This is a genomic window from Nocardiopsis sp. NPDC058789, assembly GCF_042745575.1.
In the GTDB taxonomy this organism is placed as follows: Bacteria; Actinomycetota; Actinomycetes; order Streptosporangiales; family Streptosporangiaceae; genus Nocardiopsis; species Nocardiopsis eucommiae.
The window spans coordinates 307,431-326,847 of record NZ_JBHYOW010000005.1; the positions used below are offsets into that span (position 1 = coordinate 307,431).

15 protein-coding genes and 1 pseudogene are annotated in these 19,417 nt (G+C 69.9%); 6 read left to right on the top strand and 10 right to left on the bottom strand.

What is annotated here, in order from left to right; translation table 11 throughout:
* Positions 1 to 314: 314 nt before the first annotated feature.
* The 4 genes from ACFW3L_RS09260 to ACFW3L_RS09275 form a co-directional block, all read right to left on the bottom strand.
* The gene (locus ACFW3L_RS09260; RefSeq protein ID WP_378738146.1) at positions 315 to 1,163 is read right to left on the bottom strand and encodes an ABC transporter permease; all 849 of its coding nucleotides are present in this window, start codon (positions 1,161 to 1,163) and stop codon (positions 315 to 317) included.
* 185 nt (positions 1,164 to 1,348) lie between these two features.
* Complete coding sequence (locus ACFW3L_RS09265) at positions 1,349 to 2,350, bottom strand: ABC transporter ATP-binding protein (RefSeq protein WP_378738148.1); 1,002 nt, start codon at positions 2,348 to 2,350, stop codon at positions 1,349 to 1,351.
* A gap of 736 nt (positions 2,351 to 3,086) precedes the next feature.
* The gene (locus tag ACFW3L_RS09270) at positions 3,087 to 3,686 is read right to left on the bottom strand and encodes a TetR/AcrR family transcriptional regulator (RefSeq protein WP_378738150.1); all 600 of its coding nucleotides are present in this window, start codon (positions 3,684 to 3,686) and stop codon (positions 3,087 to 3,089) included.
* A 318-nt stretch (positions 3,687 to 4,004) separates the two neighbouring features.
* Positions 4,005 to 6,227 (bottom strand): (Fe-S)-binding protein, encoded by a 2,223-nt coding sequence (locus ACFW3L_RS09275; RefSeq protein WP_378738152.1) that lies wholly within the window; start codon positions 6,225 to 6,227, stop codon positions 4,005 to 4,007.
* Positions 6,228 to 6,912: 685 nt separating this feature from the next.
* On the opposite strand from ACFW3L_RS09275, the gene dnaK reads away from it, so the two are divergent.
* The 5 genes and pseudogenes from dnaK to clpB all read left to right on the top strand — a co-directional run bounded on the left by dnaK (position 6,913) and on the right by clpB (position 14,213).
* Complete coding sequence (gene dnaK / locus ACFW3L_RS09280) at positions 6,913 to 8,769, top strand: molecular chaperone DnaK (protein WP_378738154.1); 1,857 nt, start codon at positions 6,913 to 6,915, stop codon at positions 8,767 to 8,769.
* Positions 8,770 to 8,814: 45 nt separating this feature from the next.
* On the top strand, positions 8,815 to 9,543 hold the full coding sequence (gene grpE, locus ACFW3L_RS09285) for a nucleotide exchange factor GrpE (RefSeq protein ID WP_378738156.1): 729 nt from the start codon (positions 8,815 to 8,817) through the stop codon (positions 9,541 to 9,543).
* A 168-nt stretch (positions 9,544 to 9,711) separates the two neighbouring features.
* Positions 9,712 to 10,872, top strand: a complete 1,161-nt coding sequence (gene dnaJ, locus ACFW3L_RS09290; RefSeq protein WP_378738158.1) for a molecular chaperone DnaJ — start codon at positions 9,712 to 9,714, stop codon at positions 10,870 to 10,872.
* Positions 10,869 to 11,366, top strand: a pseudogene (locus tag ACFW3L_RS09295) (heat shock protein transcriptional repressor HspR); the annotation flags it as partial. The gene dnaJ and the pseudogene ACFW3L_RS09295, both read left to right, overlap by 4 nt.
* Positions 11,367 to 11,603: 237 nt before the next feature.
* Positions 11,604 to 14,213: an ATP-dependent chaperone ClpB gene (gene clpB, locus ACFW3L_RS09300; RefSeq protein ID WP_378738161.1), complete on the top strand. Its 2,610-nt coding sequence runs from the start codon at positions 11,604 to 11,606 to the stop codon at positions 14,211 to 14,213.
* 70 nt (positions 14,214 to 14,283) lie between these two features.
* Here clpB and ACFW3L_RS09305 read toward each other — a convergent pair whose 3' ends face one another.
* The 3 genes from ACFW3L_RS09305 to ACFW3L_RS09315 form a co-directional block, all read right to left on the bottom strand.
* Positions 14,284 to 14,511 (bottom strand): hypothetical protein, encoded by a 228-nt coding sequence (locus tag ACFW3L_RS09305; protein ID WP_017544280.1) that lies wholly within the window; start codon positions 14,509 to 14,511, stop codon positions 14,284 to 14,286.
* Between the two features lie 213 nt (positions 14,512 to 14,724).
* Positions 14,725 to 15,435 (bottom strand): VOC family protein, encoded by a 711-nt coding sequence (locus tag ACFW3L_RS09310; protein WP_378738164.1) that lies wholly within the window; start codon positions 15,433 to 15,435, stop codon positions 14,725 to 14,727.
* 262 nt (positions 15,436 to 15,697) lie between these two features.
* On the bottom strand, positions 15,698 to 16,363 hold the full coding sequence (locus ACFW3L_RS09315) for a TetR/AcrR family transcriptional regulator (protein WP_017544282.1): 666 nt from the start codon (positions 16,361 to 16,363) through the stop codon (positions 15,698 to 15,700).
* Positions 16,364 to 16,463: 100 nt separating this feature from the next.
* Here ACFW3L_RS09315 and ACFW3L_RS09320 point away from each other — a divergent pair, with 100 nt between their 5' ends.
* On the top strand, positions 16,464 to 17,366 hold the full coding sequence (locus ACFW3L_RS09320; RefSeq protein ID WP_378738166.1) for an SDR family NAD(P)-dependent oxidoreductase: 903 nt from the start codon (positions 16,464 to 16,466) through the stop codon (positions 17,364 to 17,366).
* Positions 17,367 to 17,469: 103 nt separating this feature from the next.
* Here ACFW3L_RS09320 and ACFW3L_RS09325 read toward each other — a convergent pair whose 3' ends face one another.
* The 3 genes from ACFW3L_RS09325 to ACFW3L_RS09335 are packed head-to-tail and all read right to left on the bottom strand — an operon-like array spanning position 17,470 to position 19,347.
* Positions 17,470 to 17,886, bottom strand: coding sequence for an arsenate reductase ArsC (locus tag ACFW3L_RS09325; protein WP_378738168.1), 417 nt, complete (start codon positions 17,884 to 17,886; stop codon positions 17,470 to 17,472).
* Positions 17,873 to 18,961 (bottom strand): ACR3 family arsenite efflux transporter, encoded by a 1,089-nt coding sequence (gene arsB / locus ACFW3L_RS09330; RefSeq protein ID WP_378738170.1) that lies wholly within the window; start codon positions 18,959 to 18,961, stop codon positions 17,873 to 17,875. The genes ACFW3L_RS09325 and arsB overlap by 14 nt, the downstream gene beginning before the upstream one ends.
* A complete protein-coding gene (locus ACFW3L_RS09335) occupies positions 18,958 to 19,347 on the bottom strand; it encodes an ArsR/SmtB family transcription factor (protein ID WP_378738172.1) in 390 nt (129 codons plus the stop codon). Before ACFW3L_RS09335 ends, arsB begins: the two co-directional genes overlap by 4 nt.
* Positions 19,348 to 19,417: the final 70 nt, after the last annotated feature.

Consider the following 19,417-nt stretch of genomic DNA (forward strand, 5'->3'; position numbering starts at 1 on the left):
ATCCCCTCCACTACGGAGGCTGTTCCTCTCCGCCGCCCGACCAGGCCCCGCACGACGCAGCCGGGCCCGTCAGGAGATCCCCCACCCGACCGTCGCCCACACGACGAAGTCGGGCCCGACCACCCAGCCAGGCCCCGCACGACGAAGTCGGGCCCCACCGGGAGATCCGCCGCCCGACCAGCCCCGCACGACGGAGCCGGGAGGTCCCGTCCCGGCCTCCCGGCTCCGTGTCCTCGGCGCTGCCCGGCCCCGGGTCGCGTTTCCGGATCGCTTCCCGGCGCCCGCCACCACCGGCGAAAGCATCACCACACTCCCTAGGGCTGGCGCGGGTCCCACCTGAAGTAGCGGCGGACCAGCAGGGACAGCACCACGATCCAGACCAGCATCACGCCGACCGACGGCAACGCGCTGCCCCACAGGGCGGCGGTGCCCAGCGCCTCCGCTCCCTCGTACCCGCCGAACACGTCGTAGCCGGTGAAGGCGGCCTGGGCCATCTCGGCGGCCGGGGCGACCGGAAGGAACTGCACGACCATGCGGACGGGCTCCGGCAGCAGTTCGAGCGGGAGGAACACCCCGCTGGTGATCAGGAGGCCCATCATGGGCACCACCGAGAACATCTGCGCCGACTCGGCGCTGCGCACCAGCGGCGTGATGAGCAGACCCACGAGGGTCATCGCGACGGAGCTCAGCACCACCGCCGCCACCAGCATCACGGGGTCGGCGGGCAGGTTGCCGCCGAGAGCGGCGACCGCGCCGAGGACCAGGGCCGTCATCGCCAGGGAGAACAGGACGACGACCACCGTCACGCCGCCGAAGATCGCCGTCTGCGGGACACCGCTCACCCGGAGCCGCTTGAGGACCAGCGACTCACGGCGTGCGGCGAACACGTTGGAGGGGTGACCGATCCCCAGCATCAGCCCGATGCCGATGACGGCCGACGCGAGCGTCAGTTCGTGGGTGGTGAAGCCCCCGAAGACCGGTGTGCTGGGCGTCGACAGCAGCGGTACGAAGAGGACCAGCGGCAGCACCAGGTACATCAGCGCGGTCTTGTACCGGACGAAGAGGGTGAACTCGGTGCGTGCCAGGCGCAGGGTCTGCTTCAGCGTGCTGGGCGCGGCCCGTCCGGCCGCCGGGGCCGGGGGCCGGGTGGTGGTCGTGCTCATGGTGTCTCTCCTGGTTCTGGTGCCGGGGTCGCGCCGCGGCGCGGGGTACCGGTGACGGGGTGGGGTGGGAGGGCCTCGGGTGGCCCCGGGCCGCGCTGGACGAGGTCGGCGCACCGTCCGCAGCCCGAAGAGCGCGAAGAGCCTCGGATGCCTCCCGGCCGCGCGGCGTGATCGGGGTCGTGTCCTCAGGTCACGAGGTCGGCGGCACCGTCCGCGACCTGGAGGAAGACGTCCTCCAGGGAGGCTCCGCGCACCTGGAGGTGCTGGAGGACGACCCCCTGTTCGGCCGACCACGCGATCAGCGCGGCGACGGCGCGGTGGGCGCGCTCGGCCACGTCCCCGCCGGTGACCGTGTACGTGGCCCACAGTTCCTGGTCCCGGGTCTCGACCTCGATCGTGGCCCCGGCCACGTCGGGCAGGTCGGAGGTGCGCACTTCGCCGGGGAGCAGGAAGCTCACCCGGTCGCCCCACCCCGCGAGCACCCCGGCCAGGGTGCCCTCCACCCGGATCTCCCCACGGTGCATGATCGCGAGCCGGTCGGCGAGGCGTTCGGCCTCCTCTAGGTAGTGCGTGGTGAGCAGGACCGCCACCCCGCTCTCCTTGAGGTCGTTGATGACCCGCCAGGTCTCGTGCCGCGCCTCGGGGTCCATGCCGGTCGTGGGTTCGTCGAGGTAGAGGACCTCGGGTCGGGTCAGCAGCGCCGAGCCGAGGTCCAGGCGGCGCTTCTGCCCTCCGGAGAGCTGGCGGACGCGGAGGGAGCGCTTGTCCGTGAGGTTGACCAGCTGGAGGATCTCCTCGACGTCGCGGGGGGAGGCGGCGAGGTCGCTGGTGAGCCGGAGGCTCTCGTCGACGCTCAGATCCTCCATGAGCCCGCTGCCCTGGAGGACGGCGTCGACCCGCTCGCGCACCCCGGCGGGCTGGCCGAAGGGGTCCTGCCCGAAGACCCGGACCGTTCCGGAGCTGGGTCGGCGGAAGCCCTCCAGCGTCTCGATGGTGGTGGTCTTCCCCGCGCCGTTGGTGCCGAGCAGGGCGAAGAGCTCGCCGGGGCGGATCTCGAAGGAGACCCCTCTGACCGCCTCGAAGTCGCCGTAGTGCTGGTGAAGGTCGCTGACGACCACCGAGGGTCCCGTGGTCGACGTGGGGTCCTGGGTGGCGGCGGTCGCTCCGGCGTGCTCTGTCGTCGTCATGGATCCAGAGTCCCGCGAGCCGGGCCCCGGCAGACAGACGTCGCTGTCACCCGTCCCTGATGACAGTTCATCCGCCCCCGTCGCTGACAAATGTCATCCCGGGGCCCGTCCGCGTTCCGTCCCCTTGGTCCGGCCCCCTCCGCCGGGCCACGGGAACACGGCCGCACCCGTACGTGCCCTTCGTGAACCCACCTACGGGCGCGGCCAACGCCGCCGGACGAAGCCGCGCCCGTCCCCTCACAACACGATGTCGGGCGCGACCCCTCGGCGGTCCACCAACGTTCTACACGACTCCGATCGGGCGCGTCCGTGGAATGCGGCAATTTCCAACGGGGATTCCGAACTCCCGGAGATTGGTTACCTTCTTCTTGGGAAACATCGTCCCGAGGGTCCCATCTCCGGGGCGGGCGCGGGACGAACGTCGGTGCGAATGGCAGCTCCGCCAGGGCACCACGAATGCCGCACTGATCAGGGAGGACGGAAATCGTCGCCGCCGCCGTGGAATGGAGACCACCGCGTGTCCACCCGATCCGGAAAACGTTTTACCGACATCTGCGGGAAATTCCGTCACTTCGACGAAGGCGCTGGTCAGGGCCGCCCAGGGAAGGGACGAAGCCGCCCGCGACCTCCTTCCGGGACCTAGGGCACCAATCGTTCCCCGTCCGTTGCCCGCCCCGGCCAGAACACCCGTCCACGCCCCGGCCCCGTGTCCGCGGCAGCGCGAGGGACGCCCGGTTCAGCCGGTGACCAGACGGACCGCCGACTCGATCGCCGCACGCTGCCGGGAGAGGTCGGCGCCCTCCGGGAGGCGTGCGCAGGTGAGCCACAGGCCGTCCAGGATGACCATCAGCAGCTCCGCCGCGGCCTCCGGGTCCTGCCCCGACGCGAGCTCGCCCTGGTCCCGCGCGTACTCCAGGGCGGCGCGGAGGTTCGTCCGGGCCTGGGCGTCCAGTTCGGCCAGGACTCCGGCGAAGACCGGATCCACGGCCGCGCGGGCGTAGAAGGCGGCCCAGATCCGCGTCTGGGCCCAGCGCCGCTCGTCGGTGGGCAGCAGGTCCAGGAGCACCAGCCGCAGCCCCTCGGCGACGGTCAGCTTCTCCGGGCCGACCCGGAACCGGCCGAAGCGCGCGGACACCTCCTCGACGGAGGCGCGCAGCGCGAAGTGCAGGAGCTCGTCCTTGGTGGCGAACTCCCGCTGTACCGCCCCCGCGGAGAGTCCGGCCTCGGCGGCGACCACCCGGACGCTGACGCCCTCCAGGCCGTCCCGGGCGGCGATGCGGTGGATCGCCTCGGCGACCCGAGCCCGCCGGGTTTCCCTGTCTACGACCTTAGGCACGGGCTCATTCTGGCACAGGCCCGCCACATCCGATCCCACGTATCGGTACGGCCGTATCGACACGCGCCACCCCCGCCCCCGCACACGCGGGAGGGGGTGCGCTCCCACCCAGGGATTCATGACCGCTCCCGTCCCCGGACACCCGCGAGGGTGTGCGCTCCGCTCCGGAACTCATGTCCGCCATCTCCGGCCCCCGCTCCCCCGCCCCCCACACACGCGGGAGGGGGCGGGGTGCACGTGGCACCCCGCCCCCTCGGCGACGCGGTTCGCGGCCCCGCCCCGGGCTTCACCCCGGCGCGGCACGGCTACGCGGTACGGCTACGGGGCGTCGGCGGTCTCCTTCTCCTCGCCGCCCGCGGCCGGGTTCTCACCCTTGACCGAACGGAGCAGCAGCTGGGAGACGTCGACGACCTCCAGCGACTCCTTGGCCTCGCCCGCCGACTTCTTCTCGTTGATCGCGTCACCGAGCATGACCTGGCAGAACGGGCAGGCGGTGGAGACGGTGTCCGGGTTGGTGGTCAGCGCCTCGTCGACCCGCTCGGTGTTGATGCGCTTGCCGATCCGCTCTTCCATCCACATGCGGGCACCACCGGCGCCACAGCAGAAGCCCCGCTCCTTGTGGCGGTGCATCTCCTGCGTCTTGACGCCGGGCACCTGCGCCATGATGTCGCGGGGCGGCGTGTACACCTTGTTGTGGCGGCCCAGGAAGCACGGGTCGTGGTAGGTGATGTTCTCGTCGATCGAGTTCACCGGGGTGAGCTGCCCCTCCTCGACCAGCTTGGCCAGCAGCTGGCTGTGGTGGATGACCTCGTAGGTCCCACCGAGCTGCGGGTACTCCTTGGCCAGCGTGTTGAAGCAGTGCGGGCAGCTGGCCACGATCTTCGTGACCCCCGCCTCGTTGAGCGTCTCCACGTTCTGCTGGGCCAGCATCTGGAAGACGTACTCCATGCCGAGGCGGCGCGCCGGGTCACCGGTGCAGGCCTCCATGCCGCCCAGGACCGCGAACTTCACGCCCGCGATGTCCAGCAGCTCCGCGATGGCCTTCGTGGTCTTCTTCGCGCGGTCCTCCAGGGCACCGGCGCAGCCGACCCAGAACAGGTACTCCGTGCCCTCGGGGAGCTTGTCCTCGACGACCGGGACCTCGACCGGGTTCTCCTGGGAGGCGAGCTCCTCGATCCAGTCCATGCGCCGGTCCTCGGCCATGCCCCACGGGTTGCCCTTGTTCTCCAGGTTCTTGAGCAGGGTGTTGGCCTCGGACGGGAAGTTGGACTCGACCATGACCTGGTACCGGCGCATGTCCAGGATGTGGTCGATGTGCTCGATGTCGACCGGGCACTGCTCCACGCACGCACCGCAGTTGGTGCAGGACCACAGCTCGTCGGGGTGGATGACGCCACCCTCCTCCTCGGTGCCGACCAGCGGCTTGTTGAGGAGGGCGAGGACGTCGACGCCCGCGTGGCTCTCGTCGGGGGCTTCGGCGAGGGTCTCCTCGGTGATGCCCTTGAGGAGGTACGGGGCCTTCTCGTAGGTGTGCTTCTGGAGGTCGAGGATGACCTTCTTCGGGGAGAGGGGCTTGCCGGTGTTCCAGGCGGGGCACTGGGACTGGCAGCGGCCGCACTCGGTGCAGCTGGTGAAGTCGAGGAGGCCCTTCCAGGTGAAGTCCTCGAGCTTGCCCGCGCCGAACGGGTCCTCGTCCGGGTCGGCCTCCTCGAAGTCGAGGGGCTTGGTGCCGGACTTGTCCATCATCTGCTTGGCGGCGCCGAGGGTCGGGGTGCCGTCGGCGTTGCGCTTGAAGTAGATGTTGAACGGCGCGATGAAGCGGTGCCAACCGATGCCCATGGTGAGCTTGAAGTACAGCACCGCGAAGAACAGGTAGCTGATGATCAGCTTGAACGCGGCGACGAGGGCGATCGCGGGTTCGGCCACGGCGGCGCCGGTCGGCATGACCGCGCCGACGGCGTGGGAGATCGGGGTGGCCCAGACCGGGAAGGGGAAGTCACCGATGGCGACCTTGAGACCGCGGATCACGAAGATCGAGATCAGCAGGGCCCAGAGGTAGGACTCGACGTAGTACGCGGTCCACGTCCTGGAGTTGTAGAAGCGGGAGTCCCGGCCCTTGCGCTTCGGCCCGTTGAACAGGCGGTAGATCGTCAGGCCGATGATGCTGACGAGGCTGGCCCCGGCGATGATCTCGATGGCCAGACCGTAGAGGGTCCAGTCGTGGATCAGCGGCAGCTTGAAGTGCGGGTCGAAGACCTCGCCCTGCGCCTCGATCACCGTGAAGACCAGCAGCGGGAAGGAGACCATCACGAACCAGTGGGCCACGCCGACCCACGGCCGCTTGAGCATCCTCGTGTGTCCGAGGATCTCGATGAGCGTCATCGTGAACCGTTGTCCGAACGGTCCCTTCCGCTCCGGCTCCACCGTTCGGCCGACACCCACGGTTCGCACGATCTGGCGAAGGGCCAGACCGAACAAGGTGAACGCGACCACGGCGAAGACCGAGGTGATGACGCCCAGTGTCAAGTACAGAGGATGCATCGTCCGTGGCCTCCCATCCTGCTTCTGTCACCGGTGCGCCACACACCGGTGGTCCCTGTTGATGTTACTAGCGAGTAATAGCACGGCGGCCACCGGCCCCGGGTCCGGCCACGCGGCGGCGGGTGCCACCGTAGCCACTCGCGACGCGACTTCCGCCACGCGGGTGCGCCCGAGCCTCCCGAACACACCGCGCACCCCCCATCAAAGCGGACCGGGAGCAGGGCCCGGGCCACCCGACCCCGGAACTCCGCCCCGACCGCGTCGCGACACCCGCAATCGGGCCGCGTCCGCGCCACGGCCCCGAATCCGACACCGGCCGTGTCGCGACACCCGAAACCGGACCGCAGTCGCACCAAGCCCCCGGAACTCCGCCCCGGCCACGTCGCGACACCCGAAACCGGACCGCGACCCCGCCGCGACCCCCGACTCCCCGCGCCGCCCCGGAGGGCGACCCTGAGACGCCCCCGGGGTCCCTGGTTTCCAGGTCAAGGATGTCCCCGAGTTGTCCCGGGGTTCACCCATTCCCCTCGTGAAATCACCCCTGGTCGGGAACATCCCCGCCGGGCCGCCCGTTGTCAGGGCGTAGGAAGTAACTTGAGTGGGGTCGACTCAACTGACTTGACAGCCCCAACCCGACGAAGCAAACTTACGCCTGAACGACTCAACTTTGACGGAGGAAACAACCATGGCACGTGCGGTCGGAATCGACCTCGGTACGACGAACTCGTGTGTCGCGGTCCTTGAGGGTGGCGAGCCGACGGTCATCACCAACGCCGAGGGCTCCCGCACCACCCCTTCGGTCGTGGCCTTCGCCAAGAACGGTGAGGTGCTCGTCGGCGAGGTGGCCAAGCGTCAGGCCGTCACCAACGTCGACCGGACCATCCGCTCGGTGAAGCGTCACATCGGCACCGACTGGTCGGTGCAGATCGACGACAAGACGTTCAACCCGCAGCAGATCAGCGCCTTCATCCTCCAGAAGCTCAAGCGCGACGCCGAGGCCTACCTGGGCGAGGACGTGACCGACGCGGTCATCACCGTCCCGGCCTACTTCAGCGACTCGCAGCGCCAGGCCACCAAGGAGGCCGGCACGATCGCGGGCCTCAACGTCCTGCGCATCATCAACGAGCCCACCTCGGCCGCGCTCGCCTACCACCTGGAGAAGGAGGACGAGGCGACGATCCTCGTCTACGACCTCGGTGGCGGCACCTTCGACGTCTCCCTCCTGGAGGTCGGTGACGGCGTCGTGGAGGTCAAGGCGACCAACGGCGACAACCACCTCGGTGGCGACGACTGGGACCAGGCGATCGTCGACTGGCTGGTGGAGAAGTTCAAGAACTCCAACGGCGTCGACCTCGCCAAGGACAAGATGGCGCTCCAGCGCCTGCGCGAGGCCGCGGAGAAGGCCAAGATCGAGCTCTCCAGCTCCAGCGAGACGCAGATCAACCTGCCCTACATCACGGCCTCCGCCGAGGGCCCGCTGCACCTGGACGAGAAGCTCACCCGCGCCGAGTTCCAGCGGCTGACCTCCGACCTGGTCGAGCGGACCAAGACCCCGTTCCAGCAGGTCATCAAGGACGCCGGGATCAACCTGGACCAGATCGACCACGTCGTTCTGGTCGGTGGCTCGACCCGTATGCCCGCCATCGCGGAGCTGGTCAAGGAGATGACCGGCGGCCAGGACCCCAACAAGGGCGTCAACCCGGACGAGGTCGTGGCCATCGGTGCCGCGCTCCAGGCCGGTGTGCTCAAGGGCGAGGTCAAGGACGTCCTGCTGCTGGACGTCACCCCGCTCTCCCTGGGCATCGAGACCAAGGGCGGCGTCTTCACCAAGCTCATCGAGCGCAACACGACCATCCCGACCAAGCGCTCCGAGATCTTCACGACGGCCGACGACAACCAGCCGTCCGTGCAGATCCAGGTGTACCAGGGCGAGCGTGACATCGCCCAGTACAACAAGAAGCTGGGCGTCTTCGACCTGACCGGTCTGCCCCCGGCGCCGCGCGGCGTCCCGCAGATCGAGGTCGCCTTCGACATCGACGCCAACGGCATCGTCAGCGTCACCGCGAAGGACCTGGGCACCGGCAAGGAGCAGTCCGTCACCATCTCCGGTGGTTCGGCCATGTCCAAGGACGACATCGACCAGATGGTCCGCGACGCCGAGCAGTACGCCGAGGAGGACCGCAAGCGCCGCGAGGAGGCCGAGGTCCGCAACAACGCCGAGTCCCTCGTCTACCAGACCGAGAAGGTCATCAAGGACAACGAGGACAAGGTCCCGGCGGACGTCCGCTCCGAGACCGAGGCCGCCGTCGCCGAGCTGAAGACCGCTCTGGAGGGCACCGACACCGAGGCCATCCGCTCCGCGAGCGAGAAGGTCGCGCTGGCCAGCCAGAAGATCGGTTCCGCGATCTACAGCCAGGGCCAGCAGGGTGAGGGCGCCGCCCAGCCCGGTTCCGAGAACGCCGACTCCTCCACCGAGGACGCCGACGTGGTCGACGCCGAGATCGTCGACGAGGACAACGGCAAGGGCAACCAGGGTTCCTGAACCGCGACGTGCCGGTGACGGCTGAGGAAGGAGGGAGCGTCGGACATGGCTCCGTCGGACAAGAACAACCCGGAGACGGGTGACGAGGACCAGGGTCCGGTGATCCGCGACAACCGCAGGATCGACCCCGAGACCGGCGAGGTCCGCACGCCCGAGGGCGGGTCGGCCGAGGAGGCCGCGGCCTCCGAGGAGGAGCCCGAGGTCGTGGAGGTCGAGATCGACGACGTCCCCGAGGTTCCGGACACCCCGGAGTCCGTGGTGACCGAGGCGATCAACGCGGACGAGCGGGTCATCGAGCTCACCAACGACATCAAGCGGGTGCAGGCGGAGTACGCCAACTACCGCAAGCGTGTCGAGCGCGACCGCGTGGCCGTCCGCGAGACGGCCACCGCCCAGGTCGTCGGTGAACTCCTGCCGATCCTGGACGACATCGGTCGGGCCCGTGAGCACGAGGAGCTCAACGGCGGGTTCAAGGCGGTGGGTGAGGCCCTGGAGGCCACGGCCACCAAGCTGGGCCTGGAGCGCTACGCCGAGCAGGGCGACGAGTTCGACCCGAACGTCCACGAGGCGCTCACCCTGGTTCCGGTTCCGAACATCTCCGTCCAGACGGTGATCGAGGTGTTCCAGCCTGGGTACCGCATGGGTGAGCGGGTTCTGCGCCCCGCCCGCGTGGTGGTCGGTGAGCCGATGGAGGGCGCGGGGGACGACGAGTCCGCCGACACGTCCTCGGACGCCGACGACTCCACCGCCGAGAAGGGCGAGGACAAGCAGTAGCCCGACCCGGGCCGACGCGACAGCGCAAGGCCCGGGGCGGACGTGACCCGGCCGTGGCCGACGTGAGAACGTCGGTCACGGCTCCGGGTCGCCCCCGGCACCCCAGCGGTACGGGGCCACGTGGAAACATCGGACGCAACCGGCACCAGCGGGAGAAGGCACCAGTCGATGAGCACCAAGGACTACCTGGAGAAGGACTACTACAAGGTCCTGGGAGTCTCAAAGACGGCCTCCAAGGACGAGATCAAGTCGTCCTACCGCAAGCTGGCCCGGGAGAACCACCCGGACGCGAACACCGACGACCCCCGGGCCGAGGACCGCTTCAAGGAGATCTCCGAGGCGTACAACGTCCTCTCGGACGAGAAGCGCCGTAAGGAGTACGACGAGGCGCGCTCCATGTTCGGCGGGTCGTACCGGCCGGGCGGCGCCGGTCCCGGCGGGTTCGACATGAGCGACATCTTCGGTCAGAGCACCGGCGGAGGCGGGGCCGCGGGCGGGGAACGCCTGAGCGACCTCTTCGGCGGACTGTTCGGCAACCGCGGGCGGGGCGGCACCGCCACCCGCAGCAGGCGCGGATCCGACATCGAGACCGAGACCACACTGAGCTTCCGCGAGGCCGCGGACGGGGTGACCCGTTCGTTCCAGCTGAGCAGCGAGGCCCCGTGCCCCACCTGCAAGGGCACGGGAGCGCGCGCCGGCACGGCCCCGCGTATGTGCCCCAAGTGCAGCGGCACCGGGCACGACAGCACCAACCTGGGCGGCTTCTCGCTGTCCGAGCCGTGCAGCGAGTGCAAGGGACGCGGCCTGGTGGTCGACGACCCCTGCCCGACCTGCACCGGCAGCGGACGCGGCAAGAGCACCCGCACCATCCAGACCCGCATTCCGGCCGGGGTCAGCGACGGCCAGCGCATTCGTATCAAGGGCAAGGGCGCTCCCGGCGAGCACGGCGGCCCCAACGGTGACCTCTACGTCGTCGTCCACGTGAAGGGACACCCGGTGTTCGGCAGGAGCGGCGACAACGTCACCATCACGGTTCCGGTGACCTTCCCCGAGGCGGCGCTGGGCGCCGAGGTCCGGGTGCCCACGCTCAGCGGCTTCCCGGTGACCGTGAAGGTGCCGCCGGGTACCCAGAACGGGCACACGCTGCGGGTCCGCGGCAAGGGCGCCACCCGTAAGGACGGCACCGCGGGCAACATGCTCGTCACCTTCGAGGTGGACGTGCCCAGGACGCTCAACGGCGACGCCCGCGAGGCCCTGGAGAAGTTCCGCGCGGCCACCTCCGACTACGACCCGCGCGACGGGCTCGAAGCGCGGGCGAAGGGCGCGTGAACAACGTGAACGATCCTGCCTTCGGCGCCGACGCACCGGTCTACGTGATCTCGGTGGCCGCTGAGCTGGCCGGGATGCATCCGCAGACGCTGCGGCAGTACGACCGGCTCGGGATCGTCTCTCCGGGCCGCACGTCCGGTCGGGGCCGTCGCTACTCCATGCGCGACGTGCGGACGCTGCGCGAGGTGCAGCGCCTGTCGCAGGAGGAGGGCATCAACCTCGCCGGGATCAAGCGGATCCTGGAGTTGCAGCACGAGGTGGAGCAGCTGCGCGAGCAGGCGTTCCACCTGGCCAACGAGCTTGAGGCGGCCCGCCGGGCGGTGTCCCGGCGGGGCCGTCCGGCCCGTCCCGAGGGCGGGCCGGTGCGCGGGGAGCTGGTGCGCCGCACCCGCGTCACGATCTTCAACACCGCCGAGCCCGAGGACCCCGACCAGGGCCGTCAGGGCGGCGGCCAGCCCGGCCCCGGTGGACAGGGGCCGGGGGGCCAGGGCGGTTCCGGTGGTCAGGGGCAGGGCGGCCCGACGGGCGGCCAGGGCTCCGGGGGGCCGGGTGGCCAGGGTGGTCAGGCCGGCGGGCCGGGTGGTCCCGGCGGTCGGACCGGTCGGGACGAGCCCGGCCGGGGCGGTCCGGGCCGGGGCTGACGGACCCGGGGGCCACCGTTCGGGGAACGGTCTCAGGCGCCCTCGCATGATCACTCTGAGTAACAGATTCTGTGGAAGGGGTAACCGGACATGAACTACAAGCTCACGCGGAAGAGCCAGGAGGCCCTGGCCGCCGCGATCCGCGAGGCCACCGCCGACGGCAGCCCGCAGACCGAACCGCTGCACCTGCTGAACGCCCTGCTCGACCAGGCGGAGGGCATCACCCGTCCGCTGCTCAAGGAGGTCGGCGCCAACCCCGACCAGCTCAAGGACAAGGTCGAGGCCGCGATCAGCGCCCTGCCCAAGGCGGCCGGATCGACGGTCAGTTCGCCGTCCTCCTCGCGCCAGCTCATCGTCTCCATCAACACCGCCGCCCAGCGCGCGCAGCAGATGGAGGACGAGTACGTCTCCACGGAGCACCTGCTGGTCGGCCTGGCCACCGACGGCGGTGAGGCGGCCCGGCTGCTCAACGAGGCCGGTGCCGCCCCGGAGACGCTGCTGGAGGCCTTCGAGCGGGTGCGCGGCACCGGGAAGGTCACCTCGGAGAACCCGGAGGACACCTACCAGTCGCTGGAGAAGTTCGGTGTGGACCTCACCGAGCGCGCCCGCGAGGGCAAGGTGGACCCGGTCATCGGCCGGGACGGCGAGATCCGCCGGGTGATCCAGGTCCTGAGCCGACGCACCAAGAACAACCCGGTGCTCATCGGTGAGCCCGGCGTGGGCAAGACCGCCGTGGTCGAGGGGCTGGCCCAGCGCATCGTGGCGGGTGACGTGCCGCAGTCGCTGCTCGGCAAGCGCCTGATCAGCCTCGACCTGTCCGCGATGGTGGCGGGCGCCAAGTACCGGGGCGAGTTCGAGGAGCGGCTGAAGGCGGTGCTCTCGGAGATCAAGGAGTCCGAGGGCCAGGTCATCACGTTCATCGACGAGCTCCACACCATGGTGGGGGCGGGCGCGGCCGAGGGCGCCATGGACGCGGGCAACATGCTCAAGCCGATGCTGGCCCGGGGCGAGCTGCGCATGGTGGGCGCGACCACCCTGGACGAGTACCGGGAGAAGATCGAGAAGGACCCCGCGCTGGAGCGCCGCTTCCAGCAGGTGATGGTGGGCGAGCCGTCTGCCGCGGACACCATCGCGATCCTGCGCGGCCTCAAGGGACGCTACGAGGCGCACCACAAGGTGCAGATCTCGGACTCCGCGCTGGTGGCCGCCGCGACGCTGTCCGACCGCTACATCACCGCGCGGTTCCTGCCCGACAAGGCGATCGACCTCATCGACGAGGCGGCGTCCCGGCTGCGCATGGAGATCGACTCCAGCCCGGTGGAGATCGACGAGCTGCGCCGCACGGTGGACCGCCTCAAGATGGAGGAGATGGCGCTCGACAAGGAGTCCGACCCCGCGAGTCAGCAGCGGCTGGAGCGGCTGCGCGCCGACCTCGCGGACCGCCAGGAGCACCTCAACGGCCTGGTGGCGCGCTGGGAGCAGGAGAAGGCGGGGCTGAACCGGGTCGGTGACCTCAAGGGCCAGCTGGACGAGATGCGTACGAAGGCGGAGCTGGCCGAGCGCGAGGGCCGCTTCGAGGAGGCGTCCCGGCTGATGTACGGGGAGATCCCGCAGCTGGAGAAGCAGGTCGAGGAGGCGTCCAAGGCCGAGGAGAGGGCCGAGGAGACCGCCGGGGACACCATGGTCAAGGACGAGGTGGGCGCCGACGAGATCGCGGACGTCGTCTCCTCCTGGACCGGCATCCCCGTGGGTCGGCTCATGGAGGGGGAGACCTCCAAGCTGCTGCGCATGGAGGACGAGCTGGGACAGCGGCTGATCGGGCAGAGGGACGCCGTCCAGGCGGTGTCCGACGCGGTGCGCCGCGCCCGCGCGGGGATCTCGGACCCGGACCGTCCCACGGGGTCGTTCCTGTTCCTCGGTCCGACCGGTGTGGGCAAGACCGAGCTGGCCAAGGCGCTGGCCGAGTTCCTGTTCGACGACGAGCGCGCGATCGTGCGCATCGACATGAGCGAGTACTCGGAGAAGCACTCGGTGTCGCGGCTGGTGGGCGCGCCTCCCGGGTACGTGGGTTACGAGGAGGGCGGCCAGCTCACCGAGGCGGTGCGGCGTCGCCCGTACACGGTGGTGCTGCTGGACGAGGTGGAGAAGGCGCACCTGGAGGTGTTCGACACCCTGCTCCAGGTGCTGGACGACGGAAGGCTCACGGACGGCCAGGGACGCCAGGTGGACTTCCGCAACACCATCCTCATCCTCACCTCCAACCTCGGTTCCCCGTTCCTGGTGGACCAGTCGTTGGAGGAGGCCACGCGCAGGGAACGCGTGATGGACGTCGTGCGGGCCACGTTCAAGCCGGAGTTCCTCAACCGGCTGGACGACGTGATCATGTTCGACGCGCTCTCCACCGAGGACCTGACCCGGATCGTCGACCTCCAGGTGGACAAGCTGGCTCGGCGTCTGGCCGACCGTCAGCTGACCCTGAGCGTCACCCCGGCGGCCCGCGAGTGGTTGGCCCTGACCGGTTACGACCCGAACTACGGTGCCCGGCCACTGCGCCGTCTGGTGCAGTCCAGCATCGGTGACCCGCTCGCCCGTGAGCTGCTCTCGGGTGAGTTGACCGAGGGGGACACCATCCGGGTGGACGTGGACGACTCCCTGGACCGGCTGTCCGTGACGACCGGCGGGGCGGACCAACCGGCCTGAGCGACGGCGAGGGGCCGTACCGGCACCGGTACGGCCCCTCGCCGTGTGTACGGGTTGTCGCCGTGCCGGTTCAGAGGATCAGGAGGATGCCCAGCCCGCTCAGCACGAGGCCGATGACGATCGCCGTCCAGGCGTAGCCGGTGAAGCGGGCCCGCTCCTCCTCGTCCTCCTTGCCCATGGCCACCGCCGCGAAGGCGATACCGACGACGCCGCCGATCAGGTTGCAGCACACGAGCGTGAGGATGGCGACGGCGAGGGCGGTTCCGGGACTGCTCTCGCCGGAGGACGTGTAGGCCATGGGGGCTCCAGGGTCGGGGGGATGTCACCCCGTGGGATGCCCTCCGGGGCTCGGTGGTTTGCGCGGTTCGACCACCTCCTCGCGAGAATCGGACACGGACAACATCGGCCCCTTCGTTCGAGCGCTGTCCCCGAAACACATCACCCATCAGGCCGAATACGGCATGGCCGGTATTCACTCCTGCCCGCCCCGATCAGGGCCGAGCACGAGAACTCAGCGCAGTGGTTTCAGAAGTCTGAACTCGTTTCCCGAAGGGTCGGCCAGCAGGTGCCAGGGGGCCTCGTCCTCGGTTTCCACACGAACCGCGCCCGCGTGCACCAACAGTTCCAGGGCGTCGGTCTCGCGTTCGTGCTCTTCGAGACGCAGGGCCGGGCCCATGAGGTTCGGTTCGTTCGCGGGCTTGGGTCCGAGCTCGTCGCAGAACGCCAGGCGGATGCCGGGGCCGTGCGGGGGCCGCAGCTCCGGGTGGCCCTTCTCGGTGGGTGTCCAGCCGGTGATCCGCGCCCAGAAGTCCCGGTCGGCCCGAGGGCGCGCGGAGTCCACGGGCAGTGATCCCAGTCCGGGTCCGGCCTCCTCGTAGCGATCGCCGGGCATCACACAGAAGAGGTTTCCCTCGACGTCGGCCAGCACCTCCCACGGCACGTCGCCCTGCCCCACGTCGCGGGGGGAGGCGCCCAGTGAGCACAGGGTTCGGGCCCAGGAGCGGTGGTCGCTCCCGCCGCTGAGGTCGAGGTGCAGCCGCGTGATGGCCGGTTCCGACCGAGAGGTGGAGGGGGCCGGGATGAGGCGTAGCGGCACGCCCGGAGTCGCGAGCAGCAGCCCGGCGGGCTCTCCCCGCACGATCGGCACCCTCAGGGCCTCCGACCAGAAGCGGGCCAGGGTGGGGGGATCGTCGGCTTGGAGGGTGATCGAGTCCACGAGCATGGCGTGGAGGGTAGCGCGGGGGTACGACGCTCGGAGATGGCTTCCTTCTCCGTGTGCCTTCCGGCTGTGTCCAGGGTGGCTGACGAGGTTCGGGCCGTGGCCTTCCTCGCCGGGTGGAAGCCACGGCCCGCGCTACCTGCTGCGGACTCTCGTGGAAACGGGACTCCGTCGCCTGACGCCCTTCGGGGCGTCGACCGCCCCATGGGCGAAGTCCACGGACCGGGTTGGTCCGATCCGCCTTCCTCGTGGCGGGTGGAAGGGCCTAGGAGCGCGGCAGCACGCCCAGGAGCATCGAGGTGAAGGCGACGCGTAGAGCATCACGCAGTTCCATGTGGAGCGCACCGAGGGCAGGTTCGTCCGCATAGGCGGCGAGGAGGCTGGGCGACGGTGGGGTGTAGGACGCTAGGGCGCCAGCCGAGATGAGGCTCGTCAGGCAGAACAGTTGAGCGTCGTCGCCGAGCTCGGGCACGTGGCGGCGCACGAGCTCGGACATGGTCGCGAGCCTGGCGAGGGAGGATCGCTTGTGCCGCTTGACCACCTCGACCGAGACGTTGTGCTCCAGGACGCCGCCCTGCGCACCGAAGAGGTCGCACAGCACCCCCCGGTTCGCCAGCGACCGGCTGAGGACCTCGGCCAGCTGGGCCGCCCGCAGTTCTGGTGCCGCGTGTGCCTCGATGCCCGCGGCCAGCTCCTCCGCCAGCTCGGCGAGCCAGTCACCCAGGAAATCGTCCAGCAGTTCGAGCAGCACGGCCTCACGCGAGTCGAAGTACCGCAGGACGTTCGACTTGGCCAGACCCACCCGTCGGCTGAGCTCGTTGAGGCTCACCTCGGCCACGGGCATCTCGTCGAGCATCGCCGCCGCCGTGTCCAGGATCGCTCGGCGGCGGATCTGGCGTTGCTCCTCGCTTCGCGCCCGCTGGAATGTCATGCCCCCAACCTAGCTTGAAGACCGCCGGTCTCTTGACATCAGACCACCGGTTCTTTAGGTTGGTCTCAATAATAGACCACCAGTCTTTTAGGAGCGCGCCATGAGCGGCGACTGGACCGAGGAACACGTCCCCGATCAGCACGGCCGGGTGGCGATCGTGACCGGAGCCAACACCGGGCTGGGTTTCGAGACCGCTCGGATGCTCGCCGAGCACGGGGCGGCTGTGGTCCTGGCCGTCCGAGACGTCGAGAAGGGCAGACAGGCAGCCTCTCGCATCACCGGCGACGTCACCGTCCAGGCCCTCGACCTGGCCTCCCTGGACTCGATCCGCTCCGCCGCGGTCGACCTACGTGCCAACCATCCGCGTATCGACCTTCTGATCAACAACGCCGGCGTGATGTACACCCCGAAGCAGACCACCGCCGACGGCTTCGAGCTGCAGTTCGGCACCAACCACCTCGGCCACTTCGCCCTCACCGGCCTGCTGCTGGACCGGCTCCTGCCTGTTCCCGGGTCCCGCGTCGTGACGGTCAGCAGCACCGGCCACCGCATCCGCGCCGCCATCCACTTCGACGACCTGCAGTGGGAGAACTCGTACAGCCGGGTCGGCGCCTATGGCCAGGCCAAACTCGCCAACCTGATGTTCACGTACGAGTTGCAGCGCCGGATCGAACGGCACGGCACCACGATCGCGGTGGCCGCCCACCCCGGCATGTCCAACACCGAGCTCCTGCGCAACACACCCGCCGCACTTCGGCTGCCCGTCACCTGGTTGGCGCCGGTGCTCACCCAGAGGCCAGAGATGGGCGCCCTGCCCACACTGCGGGCCGCCACCGACCCGGACGTGCTCGGCGGGCAGTACTACGGTCCCGGCAACCGGGGCGAGATCCGGGGGTACCCCAAGCTGGTCACCTCCAGCCCCGACTCCCACGACCAGGCCACCCAGCAGCGTCTGTGGACCGTCTCGGAGGAGCTCACCGGAGTGACGTTCCCCGCTGGGTGAAACGGTGGTTCCACACGGGAGGGGTCTCAACCCTTCGTAGCGCCAGATATGAAGGGTTGGCTGCGCCCCTCATCCGCGCCCCACGGGGATGGTCTCCCCCGTGTCACCGGCGGGGCGGGTCCAGTTCCTCCAGGAGCTCCTCCACCAGGACGCGGACGCGGTCACGGATCGGCCGCACCGCCTCCACGCCCCGCCCGGCGGGGTCGGGCAGGCTCCAGTCCAGGTAGCGCTTGCCCGGGAAGAACGGACACGCGTCTCCGCAGCCCATGGTGATCACCACGTCCGAAGCGCGGACCGCGTCCGTGGTGAGGACCTTCGGCACGTTGGCGGCGATGTCGACGCCGACCTCGGCCATGGCCCGCACCACGGCGGGGTTGACGGTGTCGGCGGGGGCCGAACCGGCCGACCGCACCCGCACCCTCCCCGCGCCCAGGTGCTGGAGGAAGGCGGCGGCCATCTGGGAGCGTCCGGCGTTGTGCACGCACACGAACAGCACCTGCGGGATCTCAGCGCCGGACACCGCGCACCTCCTCGTGGGGGAAGAACCGTCGCGACCACAGCGCGACGTGGACCAGGGCGATCAGGACGGGAACCTCGATGAGGGGCCCCACCACCCCCGCCAGGGCCTGCCCCGAGGCGGCCCCGAAGGAGGCGATGGCCACGGCGATCGCCAGCTCGAAGTTGTTGCCCGCCGCCGTGAAGGCCAGCGTGACCGATCGGGGGTGGGTGAAGCCCAGCAGGCGCCCCAGGATCAGGGTCCCGGCCCACATGAGCACGAAGTACACGAGCAGCGGGGCCGCGATACGGACCACGTCCCAGGGCTGGGAGGTGATCGCCTCGCCTTGGAGGGCGAACAGCGCCACGATGGTGAACAGGAGCCCGTACAGCCCCCACGGGCCCAGCTTCGGGAGCAGCCGGTTCTCGTACCAGTCGCGGCCGCGCGCCCGCTCGCCCAGGCGGCGGGTGAGGTATCCGGCGAGGAGCGGAACGCCGAGGAAGACCAGGACGGAGACGGAGATGTCGACGAAGGACACCTCCAGCGCGGCCTGTTCCCAGCCCAGCCACCCCGGCAGGGCCACCAGGTAGAACCAGCCCAGCGCGCCGAAGGCGACCACCTGGAACACGGAGTTGAGCGCGACCAGGACGGCGGCGGCCTCGCGGTCGCCGCAGGCGAGGTCGTTCCAGATGATGACCATCGCGATGCAGCGGGCGAGTCCGACGATGATCAGGCCGGTGCGGTACTCGGGGAGGTCGGCCAGGAACAGCCAGGCCAGGGCGAACATCACCGCCGGACCGACGATCCAGTTCACCGCCAGCGAGGTGACGAGCAGGCGCCGGTCGCCGGTGACCGTTCCCAGGCGGTCGTAGCGGACCTTGGCCAGCGGCGGGTACATCATCACCAGCAGTCCGAGGGCGATGGGCACCGACACCCCGGCCACGCCCATCCCGGCCAGGGCCTGCCCCAGACCGGGGACCGTTCTGCCCAGGGCCAGGCCCGCGGCCATGGCGATCAGGATCCACACCGTCAGGAAGCGGTCCAGGACCGGAAGGCGCACCACACCCGTCTCGGTACTCGGCTGGACGGAGGCGCTCACGCTCCGGCCGCCGTCGCGGTGCGGCGGGTGAGGACCGCGGCCAGGCGGTCCGTGGCGGCGGGCACGAGCCGGTAGTAGACCCAGGTGCCGCGCCGCTCGGCGGTGATGAGTCCGGCCTCGCGCAGCAGTTTGAGGTGGTGGGAGATGGTGGGCTGGGAGAGGTCGAAGGCGGGCGTCAGGTCGCACACGCACACCTCGCCGCCGTCCGGGGTGGCGATCATCGACAGCAGTCGGAGCCGCACGGGGTCACCGAGGGCCTTGAAGACCCTGGCGAGTTCCGAAGCCTCGCCCTCCTCCAGCGGGGTGGTCAGCAGACCGGGGCAGCAGTCCGCGACCGTGCCGGGGACCGAAGCGGGAGCATCGGCCGTGCGCTCTTGATTCGACATGCGTCTATGTTGACAAACTTCGAAACAACCCGCAACCTTGCATCGACGGATTTCGATACAAGGCCTGTGG